This window comes from Cellulomonas endophytica, from assembly GCF_004123805.1.
Classification (GTDB): domain Bacteria; phylum Actinomycetota; class Actinomycetes; order Actinomycetales; family Cellulomonadaceae; genus Cellulomonas; species Cellulomonas endophytica.
This window is the reverse complement of sequence record NZ_RWJX01000091.1, coordinates 1-11549: the sequence shown is the minus strand read 5'-3', so window position 1 is coordinate 11549 and position 11549 is coordinate 1. Positions and strand designations below refer to the sequence as shown.

At 80.1% G+C, this 11549-nt stretch carries 9 protein-coding genes and 1 pseudogene; 3 read left to right on the top strand and 7 right to left on the bottom strand.

Annotated elements, in window-relative coordinates:
• The 6 genes and pseudogenes from EJA20_RS16545 to EJA20_RS16520 form a co-directional block, all read right to left on the bottom strand.
• Positions 1-394, bottom strand: a pseudogene (locus EJA20_RS16545) (hypothetical protein); the annotation flags it as partial.
• Positions 391-984, bottom strand: coding sequence for a type II secretion protein F (locus EJA20_RS16540; protein ID WP_240675594.1), 594 nt, complete (start codon positions 982-984; stop codon positions 391-393). The pseudogene EJA20_RS16545 and the gene EJA20_RS16540, both read right to left, overlap by 4 nt.
• 242 nt (positions 985-1226) lie before the next feature.
• Positions 1227-2459 (bottom strand): TadA family conjugal transfer-associated ATPase, encoded by a 1233-nt coding sequence (locus EJA20_RS16535; protein WP_240675593.1) that lies wholly within the window; start codon positions 2457-2459, stop codon positions 1227-1229.
• A 140-nt stretch (positions 2460-2599) separates the two neighbouring features.
• Positions 2600-3322, bottom strand: a complete 723-nt coding sequence (gene ssd, locus EJA20_RS16530; protein WP_205687554.1) for a septum site-determining protein Ssd — start codon at positions 3320-3322, stop codon at positions 2600-2602.
• Between the two features lie 205 nt (positions 3323-3527).
• Positions 3528-5858, bottom strand: coding sequence for a YhgE/Pip domain-containing protein (locus EJA20_RS16525; protein ID WP_129339641.1), 2331 nt, complete (start codon positions 5856-5858; stop codon positions 3528-3530).
• Positions 5858-8719 carry an MMPL family transporter gene (locus EJA20_RS16520; protein ID WP_129339640.1) on the bottom strand — a complete coding sequence of 954 codons (2862 nt, stop codon included), beginning with the start codon at positions 8717-8719 and terminating at the stop codon, positions 5858-5860. The genes EJA20_RS16525 and EJA20_RS16520 overlap by 1 nt, the downstream gene beginning before the upstream one ends.
• Positions 8720-8828: 109 nt before the next feature.
• Here EJA20_RS16520 and EJA20_RS16515 point away from each other — a divergent pair, with 109 nt between their 5' ends.
• From EJA20_RS16515 to EJA20_RS19170, 3 genes are all read left to right on the top strand, one after another.
• Complete coding sequence (locus EJA20_RS16515; RefSeq protein WP_164984034.1) at positions 8829-9503, top strand: TetR/AcrR family transcriptional regulator; 675 nt, start codon at positions 8829-8831, stop codon at positions 9501-9503.
• A gap of 510 nt (positions 9504-10013) precedes the next feature.
• Complete coding sequence (locus tag EJA20_RS16510) at positions 10014-10427, top strand: VOC family protein (protein WP_420836446.1); 414 nt, start codon at positions 10014-10016, stop codon at positions 10425-10427.
• Between the two features lie 62 nt (positions 10428-10489).
• Positions 10490-11008 (top strand): excalibur calcium-binding domain-containing protein, encoded by a 519-nt coding sequence (locus tag EJA20_RS19170; RefSeq protein ID WP_240675592.1) that lies wholly within the window; start codon positions 10490-10492, stop codon positions 11006-11008.
• Between the two features lie 103 nt (positions 11009-11111).
• Here the strand turns inward: EJA20_RS19170 and EJA20_RS19795 are convergent.
• A partial coding sequence (locus EJA20_RS19795; protein ID WP_205687552.1) for a Fic family protein occupies positions 11112-11549 on the bottom strand: 438 nt, incomplete at its 5' end.

Sequence of the window (11549 nt, the reverse complement as noted above, 5' to 3'; positions counted from 1 at the left end):
CCGACCTGGCGACGACGGAGGCGGGCGAGGCCCCGGCGGCCCACGCCGGTCCCAGCGCGGCTGCGAGGCCGCGCGCCCAGGGCACCGCGGACCACGCCGCCCCCCAGGACGCGCCCTGCACGAGCAGGGCCGCGACCGCGGCCAGGTCCGCACCGCGCTCGCCGCCGACCGCGCCGCCCACGGCCGCGAGCGCTCGCGGCACGGAGCACCCCGTGAGGACGGCCGCGGCGACGAGCTCGACGACGAGCACCTCCGGCAGCTCGACGGGGGCCGGGCCGGGGGCGACCGGCAGCGCGCCCGCCGCCCGCCGCCCGGACAGGGTCCGCCCCGGGCGGCGCGACCGCACCGGTCCGGGCGCGACGGCGGCCAGCCGGCCACGGGCGGTCGACCTCACCGCGCCCCCGCCCGCTCGGCCGCGCGCACGAGGTGGGCGGTCCAGCGGTGGCCGAGCACGAGGAGCACGAACCCGGCGCCGACCGCGGCCGCTCCCGGACCACCGCCGACGACGACCGCGACGGGGTCCGCCCCGAGGAGCACGCCCACGGCGAGGCCCAGCAGGGGCAGCGCCGCCAGCAGGCGCGCCGAGCTGCGCGGCCCCGCGACGGCCGCACGGCGCTCGCCCTCGAGCTCGCTCTCCAGGACCACGGCCGCGGCCACCCGGTCCAGCACGTCGGCCACCGGCGCACCGAGGTCGTGGGCCAGACGGCACGCCGCGACGACGGCCGCCGCCGGCACGAGGTCGGGGCTCGAGCCGCGTCGCCGGCGGCCGCCCCTGCCGGCCCGGGCGGCGCCCCGTGCCGCCCGCGCGCCGACGGTCGCCGCGGTGAGGGCCGCCACGGTCGGCACCCCGTCGCTCGTGGTGAGGTCCGGCGGCGCACCAGCGGGACCGGCCGGGACGGGCGGGAGGCCCGCCGCGAGCACGTCCGTCCACACGACCCCGGGCCGGCCGCCGGCGCGCAGCCGGGCGACGACGTCGGCCAGCACCGCGTCGAGGCCCGGCGCCTCGCCACCGGGCCGGCCACCACGCCCTCGCGGAGCAGAGGCCGCGGGCGTGACGGGCGACGACCGCGTTCCCGTCGGCCGCCGCCCACCGTGCCGGCGGCCGGGCGTCCGCACGGGCCCCCGCCGGCGCGCCGCCCCGTCGGAGCCGCCCGGAGCGCGACCCCCGGGCCCGGCGGCCACGACGACGGCCGCGGCGAGCAGCGCCACGGCCGTCCCCGACGCGCTCACCCGTCCGCCCCGCGGTCCCCGGCCGGCCACGTCCAGCCCGGCCACGCGTCCCCGAGCCGCTCCTGCAGCGCCGGCCACGCGGCGCCCGTCGCCACGCCCCCGCCGGCGCCGACCTCGAGCGCGGGGCGGACCGCGAGCCGGCCGTCGCCGCCGCGGCGCAGCACCCCCACGGTGACGAGCCGCCGCGCGCCGTCGCGTCCGCGGCGCAGGTGCAGCACGGCCTCGAAGGCGGAGGCGGCCTGCGCGGCCACCGCGTCGGGGCCGAGGCCCGCCAGCGCACCGAGCGCCTCGAGCCGTGCCGGCACGTCCGCCGCCCCGTTCGCGTGCACGGTCGCGCAGCCGCCCTCGTGGCCCGTGTTCAGCGCGGCCATGACGGCCGCGACCTCCGCCCCGCGGCACTCCCCGAGCACGATCCGGTCGGGGCGCATCCGCAGCGCCTGCCGGACGAGCTCGGCCAGGTCGACGCCGCCGGCGCCGTCGACGTTGGGCCGGCGCGCCAGCAGCCGCACCACGTGCGGGTGGCGCGGCGCCAGCTCGCCGGCCTCCTCCACCACGAGCAGGCGCTCGTCGTGCGGCACCGCCTCCAGCAGCGCCGCCAGCAGCGTCGTCTTCCCGGACCCCGTGGACCCGGACACCAGCACGCTCGCCCGGGCCTGCACGAGGGCGCGCAGCAGCGGCGCGAGCCCCGGGGCCAGCGTGCCGGCCGCCGCCAGGCCGGCGAGGTCGAAGGGGCGTCGGCGCAGGACGCGCAGGGAGAGCAGCGCGCAGCCGTCGGCCACGGGCGGCAGCACCGCGTGCAGGCGCGTCCCGTCGGGCAGGCGCGCGTCGACGGTGGGCGCCGCGTCGTCGAGCCGCTGCCCGCCGAGCGCGGCGAGCCGGACGGCGAGGGCGCGCACCTCGTCGGGCGAGGCGAAGGACACCGGCGCCCGCTCGAGACGCCCGTCCCGCTCGACCCAGACGGCGTCGGGGGCGTTGACGAGGACGTCGGTGACGGCGGGGTCCTCCAGGAGGGGCTGCAGCGGGCCGGCGCCGCGCAGCTCGTCGGCGACCCAGCCCGCGAGCTCGGCCGCGCCGACGTCGCCGAGCACGACGCCCAGGCCGCGCGCGGCGGCGGCGACCGCCGGGCCGAGGTCGGGGTCGACGGGGCCGCCGTCCGGGCCCGCGGGGCCGGCCTGCCCCGCGTCCGGCCGCAGCCGGCGGCGCACCTCGTCCGCGACGGCACGGCGCACCGGCGCGGGCAGCGCGACGGGGCGGTCCTCGGACGGTGCCCCCGATGCGCCCCCGGGCGCCGGCAGGGCGTGCCGGAGCGACCGGCCGGCGGGCCGCGACCCCTCCCTCGCCCACCCCTCCCCCGTGCCCCACGCGGACGTCACCGTACGCCCCAGGACGCGAGCAGCCGGTCGGCGACGCGCACAGGGTCACCGCGGCGCGGCAGGACGGCGCGCTCGGCGGCGCGCGCGACGCCCCGCGCGCTGCGCACCCGCCCCGCGAGGGGCCGGCCGACCGCGCGGACGACCTCGCCCACGCCGAGCCCGCCCGGGGCGGGGCCGCGCACGACGAGCCGCAGGTCGGCGTCCGGCGCGGCGTCGCGGAGCACCAGGGCGCCCGCCACGCCCCGCAGGTCGGCGGGCACGAGGGCGACGAGCACGTCGCACAGGCCGGCGCGCGCCGGCGCCTCCGCCCGGCCGAGGTCGAGCACCACGAGCCCGAGCACCCCGGCGAGCGCCTCGAGGGCGGCGCCCACGACCGCGTCGTCCGGCAGGCCGGCGGACCGGCCGGCGCTGAGGACCGCGCACCGGTCGCGTCGCGGCAGGAGGGCCAGGAGCTCGTCGCCGTCGAGCGCGCCGCGCGCGGCCGCGAGGTCGGGCCAGCGCACGCCGGGGTCGTCCTCGAGGCCCAGGAGCACGTCGAGGCCGCCCGCCACGGGATCGAGGTCGACGAGCGCCGTCGCCGTCCGCTCCGACGCCCGTGTCGCGACGAGCGCGGCCAGCGTCGAGGCGCCGGCACCGCCCCGGGCGCCGACCACGCCGACGACCAGCGCACCCCCCGGCCCCGGCCCCACGGGCGCCGCACCCCACCGGTCCGGCTCCACCCCTCGTCGTCCCCCACCCCGCGCTCGCACGGGGGGAGCCTGCGCCGGCGCGGGACGGGTCCACGCGCCCGGCACCGGGACCGGGGAGGCGCCGCCCCGACCCCGGGGCTGGGGGCGGCTCGGGAATGCTGCATCGCGGCGCCCGACGGCGCCCGACGGCGCCCGACGGCGCCACTGCGCCGGGCCCGCCCCGGCGCAGAGGCCCTCAGGCGGCGCGCGTCCAGGCCGCGAGCCGCCCCGCGGGCACCACCCGGCGCCGGGCCACCGCGGCGGTGGTCGCCGCCAGGCCGCCGAGGAGCCAGACGACGAGCGCCGCCGCGGCGCCGCCGGCCCCGCCCGTCCCGGTGACGACCGCCTGCAGCCCCTCGAGGCCGGCGGCCAGGGGCAGGGCGTCGACGACCCGGTCGAGCACGGCCGGGACCGTGGAGATGACGGCCGTCGCCATACCGAGCACGGCGACGACCACCGCGACGAAGCGCCCGACCCCGCCGAGCACCGCCACCAGCCCCTGCACGACGGCGGCGAACGTGGCACCGGACAGCGCCGCCAGGACGGCGAAGGTCGCCCAGCCGCCCGGCGACAGGTCCAGCGCGCCCGCCATGACGGCGGTGACGGCGAGGCCCTGGACCACGCCGACGAGCGCCGCCGGGGCGTAGGCGCGCAGCGCCAGCACCACGGACGAGCGGGTCGAGCCCAGCGCGCGGCGCGGCACGGCGCCGAGCACGAGGAAGGTCGCGAGCGCACCGAGCCAGAGCGCGACCGTGCCGAGGAAGGGCACGCTCGTCGACCCGAAGAGCGCGCCGGCGTCGCCGGTCGTGGCGACGGGGTCGGCGATGACGTCCGCCAGCGCGGCCGACTCCTCCTCCGTGTAGGTCGGCACGCCCTCCTGCGCCTGCGTCAGCCCGTCCGCGAGCCCCGTCGCGCCCGCCGTGAGCTCGCCGGCACCGCCGGACAGCTGTGCCGCGCCGTCGGCGAGGGTCGTCGCCCCGGCCGCCGCGTCGCCGGCGCCGTCCGCCAGCGCGTCGGCGCCCGCGGCCGCGTCCCCGGCGCCGTCGGCCAGGGCGCGCGCGCCGCGGTCGACGGCCGCGGCGCCCGTGGACAGCTGCGCCGCCCCGTCCGCCGAGGAGCGCAGGTAGTCCGCGAGGGTGCTCAGCCCCGTGGCCGACGCGGTCACGCCGTCGGCGAGCGTCCGGCCGCCCGTCTGCAGCTGCCCGACGCTCGCCTGGAGCGAGGGCTGCCCGCCCCCGCCCGTGGTGAGGGCGCCCGCGACCCCGCCGGCACCCTGCGCGAGGGCCGAGAGGGTCTCCCGCGGCACGGTGCACGTCGCCGCCTCGCCGCAGGCCTGCAGGGCCGCCGCGAGGCCGCGGCTGACGTCGGTGGCCGAGGTACCCAGCGTCCCGACGCCTCCCGCGAGCGCGTCGAGTCCCTGCGTGAAGGCGGCCGCGCCGGGGGCGGCGGCCGCCGCCGCGTCGGCGGAGGACCGCGTCTGCGTGGCGAGCTGGTCCAGCCCGCTCGCCAGCCCGGCGGCGCCGTCCGCGAGGTCGCCCGTCCCGTCGGCGAGGTCGTCCGCGCCGGAGGCGAGCTGCCCGACCCCGTCGGCCAGGTCGCCGGCGCCCGTGTCGAGCTGCGCGACGCCGTCGGCGAGGGCCCGCGCGCCCGACGCGAGCGTGTCCGCGCCGCTGCCGACCTGCCCGGCGCCGGAGGCGAGCCCCGCAGCCCCGTCGGCGGCCTGCCCGAGGCTGTCCGACAGGGTGTCGAACCCGACGAAGACGTTCGAGAGGTAGCCCGTCGTCAGCTCCTGCCCGAGCAGCTGCACCGCCGTGCCGGTGACGGCCTGGGAGACCGCCGCGTCGACGAGGCGCGAGCGGGCGCTCGTGGCGATGTCGATCGTCGCCCGCGTCGCACCCTCCGGCCCCTGCGCCGTCGAGGTGGCGGCCGCCGAGAAGGTCGGCGGGATCGTCACGACGGTCGCGTACGTCCCGTCCTCGAGGCCCTCGGCGGCGTCCTGCGCATCGGTGAGCACCCAGCGGAAGTTCTCCGACGAGCCCGAGCCCGACACGTCCGGCACCCTGTCGGAGGACGCCGCGCCGGAGGGCCCGTCCTCGGACGACCCCTCGTCCACGCCGTCCGCGGTCACGAGCGCGGACGCGAGCTGCCGCCCCAGCGGCACGGTCTGCCCGTCGAGCTCCACGGGCTCGTCGAGGTTCACCACGGCCGCCTGCACCCGGTCGAGCCGCTGCGTGGGCTGCCACAGCGCCCAGGTGAGCAGCCCGCCGACGACGAGCGGCACGAGGACGAGGCCGAGCAGCGTGAACCAGGTGGCACGCGGTGCGGTGCGGGCGCGCTCGGGCCGCAGGACCCCGCCGCCGGTCCCGCCCCGACGTCGGGGCGGCGCGACGACCGCGCCGGCCACCGCACCGGGGACGGCGGCCGGCACGACCGCCGTGCCGGCCGGGTCGGTCGCCGTCGCGTCGCCGGGCGGCAGCGGTCGGGGGGCGGGGGCGGGGGCGGGGGCGGGGGCGCCGGTGTGCGCCATCAGAGCACCTTCTCCAGGTCGTGGGGGCCGTCGCCGGCGGGGGCAGCGGGCGGGGGAGCCACGGGCAGGGGGGCGGGGACGCCGTGGCCGGGGGCCCCCGCGGCGCGCGCCGGCACGTCCACGACGACGGCGGACGTCCCGTCCTCCGGGGGCAGCAGCCCGACGAGCGCCGCGGGCTGCACGCAGGACACGACGAGCGTGAGGCTGCGCCCGGCGGCGGCCGCGGCGGCACGGGCGGCGGCGATCTCGTCGCGGACGGCGTCCCGCAGCACGGGGTCGGCGACGGCGTCGAGGTCGTCGACGACGACGAGGGGCGACCGGGCCGCGAAGGCCTCCCGCAGCTCGGCGACGGGGTCGGCCGCCCGCGCCAGCCGCGCCACGGCGACGCGGGAGCGGATCGCCGCCGCCCGCTCGGGGGCCACGAGGCCGTCGACCTTGAGCAGCCCGGCGTCGGCGTGCGCGCGCCCGGCCAGGGTGAGCAGCAGCGCTGTGCGCCCGGAGCGGTGCGGCCCGTCGACGACGAGCGTCCCTCCCCGAGGCACACGCAGGGTGACGTCGCCGAACACGGGCTCGCCCGAGGGCGCGTCCAGGCGCAGCCCCTCCGCCGCGACCGCGAGGTCGGTGCCGGGCCCGGGCCAGTCCGCCAGCGCGAGCTCGCGGGCCAGCCCCTCCCCCTCGACGTCGAAGGAGGGCAGCACGCGGTCGAGCCGGCGGGGCATGTGCCACGCGCGGTCGCCGAGCAGGTGCAGCACGGCGGGCACGAGCGTCATGCGCACGACGAACGCGTCGACGAAGACGCCGACGGCCAGGCCGAGCGCGATGGGCTTGATGTTGGCGTCGCCCTCGGGCACGAAGGCCGCGAAGACGGCGAACATGATGACGGCCGCCGCGGTGACCACCTTCGCCGAGCCCAGGAAGCCGGAGCGGACGGCGGCGCGGGCGTCGCCGCCGTGCACGTAGTCCTCACGCATCCGGGAGACGAGGAAGACCTCGTAGTCCATCGCGAGCCCGAACAGCACGCCCATGAGGACGATGGGCATGAAGGAGATGACGGGGCCGAGGTTCGCCACGTGCAGGAGGTCGGCCCCCCAGCCCTCCTCGAACACGAGGGTGACGACGCCGAAGGACGCGCCGACGGACAGCAGGTACCCCAGCGTCGCCTTGAGCGGCACCCACAGGGACCGGAACACCATCGTCAGGAGCACGAAGGACAGCCCGACGACGAGCACCCCGAAGGGCAGCAGCGCCCGGCCGAGGCGGTCGGAGATGTCGATGCCGACGGCGGTCTGCCCCGTGACGGACAGGTCCACGCCGTAGGTGTCCTGGAAGTGGTCGTGCAGGCCGCGCAGCTCGGCGACGAGCGCCTTCGTCTCCTCCGAGTCCGGCCCGCCCTCGGGGACCACCTGGACGATGCCGGTGTCCGCGGAGGCGTTCGGCGTCGCCAGGGGCACGGACGCGACGCCGGGCAGGCCCTCGATCTCCGCGGCGAGGTCGGCCATGAGCCCCAGGGGGTCCGTCGAGCCGACGATGGTGCCGGTGACGATGAGCGGCCCGTTGTAGCCGGGCCCGAAGTGCTCCGCGACGAGGTCGTAGGTGGTGCGCGCCGGCGACCCCTCGGGCTGGCCGCCCGCGTCGGGCAGCGCGAGCCGCAGGTTCAGCGCCGGCAGGGACAGGGCCGCCAGGGCCCCGACGACGAGCACGATCGTCAGCGCCGGCACGCGGGTGGCCAGCCGCACCCAGCCCGCGAAGAACCGGTTCTCCGCAGCGGCCGCCGGCGCCGGGCGGGCGGCCGACCCGCTCGGGGCCGCCGACCGCGCCGCCCGGCGCTCCGACCGCCGGCCCGGGCGCAGCCGGTCGCCCGCGAAGCCCAGCAGGGCCGGGGTCAGGGTGAGCGCGATGACGACGGCCACGCCCACGGCGCACGCCGCGGCGACGCCCATCGTCGTGAGGAAGGGGATGCCCGCCACGGACAGCCCGACGAGCGCGATCATCACCGTGAGCCCGGCGAACACCACCGCCGACCCGGCCGTGGCCAGCGACCGCGCCGCGGACTCCTCCGGGTCCATGCCGTCGCGCAGCTGGCCCTGGTGCCGGCTGATGATGAAGAGCGCGTAGTCGATGCCCACGGCGAGGCCGAGCATGAGCGCGAGCAGCGGCGTCGTGGAGGAGATGGTCGTCACGGCCGTCGCGACGAAGATCCCCGCCATCGACAGGCCCACGCCCAGGACGGCCGTCAGCAGCGGCATCCCGGCGGCGAGGAACGACCCGAACGTCACGACGAGCACCACGAGCGCGACGAGCACCCCGAGGCCCTCCGTCGGCGTGACGCCCGGCACCTCGTTGGCAAAGAGGTCGCCGCCGAGCGCCGCCTGCGCGCCGTCGGGCAGCGCCGCCCCCAGGTCCGCCGCGGCGTCCTCCAGGCCCGCCACCGTGGCCGCGGGCACCGACTGCGCCGAGCCGTCGAGCTGGATGCTGACGACCGCGGCGGAGCCGTCGTCGGACACGACGCCGCTCACGTCCCCCGTGTACGGGTCGGTCACGGCGGCGACGCCGTCGAGCCCGCCGAGCGCGTCGACGGCCTCCTCGACCGGCCCCTGCACGTCCGCGTCCGTGACGGCGGCGCCGTCGGGCGCGACGACGACGAGCGTCGCCGTCGCGCCGCTCACCTGGGGGAACGTCCGCGAGAGCTGGTCGAGCGCCGCGCCCGACTCCGTGCCGGGGATGGAGAAGGTGTCGTCCGTGCCCTGCGAGAGCAGGCCGGCGGCGAGGCCCGCGAGCACGACGACGGCGAGCCAGAGCGCGGCGACGCGGCGGTGGGCGCGGTACACCCACCGGCCGAGGCGGTACAGGGACGAGGACACGGTTCTCCCGGGGATCCGGAGCGGTGGGGGCCGGATACATCTCCGTATCCGATACAGGAACGTATCCGATAGGCTGCCCGCCGACAACCGCTCCTCGACAGGAGACCCCGTGCCGCCCGCCCCGCCCGTCCCCGCCCCCGCCGCCCCGGCGGGCACCCCCCGCCGCCCGGCGCCGTCGAGCCGGCGCGAGCGGACCCGCGAGCGCCTCCTCGACGCCGCGTACGAGGTGTTCGCCGAGACCGGCGTCGCGGCGGCGAGCGTGGAGGAGGTCTGCGAGCGCGCGGGATTCACCCGCGGGGCGTTCTACTCGAACTTCGCGACGAAGGAGGAGCTGTTCAGCGCCCTCCTGGAGCGGGAGAACGGCGACGTGCTCGCCGCGCTGGGCGAGCGCATCGACGCCCTGCTGCCCGAGGGCGACGCCCCGCCGCTCGACGAGAGCCGCCTCGGCGACCTCGTGCTCGGGCTCCTCGAGGGCCCGTCCGACCTGCGGCGCTGGTGCCTCGTCGAGAACGAGTGGCAGCTCGTCGCCCTGCGCGACCCCGAGGTCGGCCGCCGGTGGGTCGCCGACCACGACCGCTTCATGGACGCCCTCGTCCCCCTGGTGCGCCGGGCCGCGGAGCGCGCCGGGCGCCGGTTCGTCCTCGACCCCGATCTCGCCGTGCGCGTCGTCGTGGGCGTGTACCGCGAGGGCCTGACGGAGGCGATGCTCCGCGGCGCCGAGGACCCCGCGCGGCTGCGCGCGGAGCTCGCCGAGGTCGTGCGGGCGCTGACCGTCGCCGCCTGAGCGGCACGCCGGGAGCGACGACGGCGGACCGGCCGGACGTGCGGACGGCGGTGCCCCTGGCGCGGGGCACCGCCGCCCTGACCTCAGGGCCGCAGGGTGAACAGGCGTGCTGCTGCTCGGCCGCGACGGACACCGGTCCGGTCGGCCTGCCCAACGGTGGGCGTCCTGCACGTGGGTGCTCTGTCGGTCTCCAGGTCGTGGGACACGGTCTACACCCGCCACGCCCGGAGGGGAACCCGTGCGGGTGAAGCCCCAGGTCGCCCGCGGCCGCCGTCCACCACCCGACCCCCCGGCCCACGATGCGGACGCCGTCGGTCCTCCGTCGAGGCGACCGCGCGCACCCCGCCACCCCGTGACGCCTCGATGACGCACTCCGCCGTGCGTGACGCACCTGGAGGTGCGACGCCGACGGCGAGGTGCGACGCCGACCGCGCGAGGACGTCGCGGCGGTGCGACGTCACGCCGGCGACGGGGTGGCCGGCGGGACGCGCGGCCGCCACGATGGTCCGCGTGACCGCCGTGCCGCGCCTCGCCCAGGTCGTGCTGGACACGACCGAGCCCCGCCGCCTCGCCGAGTTCTACCGCGAGCTCTTCGGCCTGGAGTACCGGCCCGGCGACGAGGCGCCCGCCCCCGGCGAGCCCGACGACGCCGACTGGCTCGTCCTGCGCGGCGGCGCGGGCGGGGTGCCGCTCGCGTTCCAGCGCGTCGACGAGCAGCCCGCCTCGACGTGGCCGGAGCCCGGGGTGCCGCAGATGCTGCACCTGGACTCCGTCGTCGACGACCGCGCGGCGCTCGAGCGCGCCCGTGGACGGGCGGAGCTCCTCGGGGCACGCCTGCTGCTCGACCGCACCGACGACCCCGACGAGCCGCTCTACGTCCTCGCGGACCCGGCCGGCCACCCCTTCTGCGTGTTCGTGGGCTGATCCCGCCGGCGGCGCCCCCGCGGCCGGTCGACCGGCCGCCCGGGACGTGCCAGGGTCGCGGCGTGGACGACGACGACCCGCGGGCGACCGGCCGCCCGCCGACGCCGGGGGTGCCGCCGCCCGCGCCGCCACCCGCCCCCGACGCGTCCCCGGCCGGCACGACCGCCGCGGAGGACGCGACCGCCGCCGCGCCGGCGCTGCCGACCGACGCCGCGCCGGCCCTGCCGACCGACGCCGCGACGGCCCTGCCGACCGACGCCGCGCTCGAGGCGTCGATCCTCGCGCCGAGGGAGCCACGCAGCGGCGGGGTCGCCGGCGGCGGCCCCGGTGCCGGTGCCGCGCCTCCGCCGGACCGGCCGGGCACGTCCGTCGCGACCCGTCCGGGGCGGCGCCGGCGGCGGGTGGCGGCCGGTCTCGTCGCGGCCGGGGTGGCGGCCGGGGCCCTCTGGGCCACGACGCGGTCCGACGCCTTCGCCGACTGCGACGCCGCCCGCGCCGCCGGCGCGGCCCCGGTCCTCGCGGGCGACCCCGGCTTCGGCCCGCACCTCGACGCGGACGGCGACGGGGTCGGCTGCGAGTAGCGGCGCGGCGTCCTCGTGGACGAGCCGGACGGGCCGGACCGGCCGGACGGGCCGGACCGGCCGCTCCGGGGTCGGGCTCGGACGTCAGGCCCGGCCGACGGGCCTACGCGTCGGGCAGCCGCCCCGCGAGCACGCCGTCCGCGACGCGACGGGCCTGCCCGGCGCCGACCACGACGGCGTCGGCGACATGCCGGACCCAGGCCACCAGGCCCTCGGGCGTGCCCGTGGCGGCCCCCGCCGCGGCCGCGAGGTACGGGTTCGGCGCCGCCGCCCACGCCGCCTCGGGCACGACCGAGCCCGTGGGGTCCAGGCCCCGGACCGTGAGCAGCGCCCGCGCCACCGCCCGGGCGACGACCCCGTTGCCCGCCGCGAACGGCCGCACGGCGAGCAGCTCGGCGTGCACGACGGCCGCGACGACGAGCACGGGCGCGGCCGTGCCGACCAGCACGTCGCCCAGCAGCGCGACGCGGGCCGCCGCCTCCGGCCCGTCGGGCGCCGGGCCCAGGCCCCGCAGGTCCCCGGGCGCCTCGCCCGCCCCGCG

What these genes read in the sequence shown, in the direction of transcription:
- EJA20_RS16525 (WP_129339641.1), bottom strand. Translation starts at nt 5,858, where the DNA reads ATGGCGCACACCGGCGCCCCCGCCCCCGCCCCCGCCCCCGCCCCCCGA.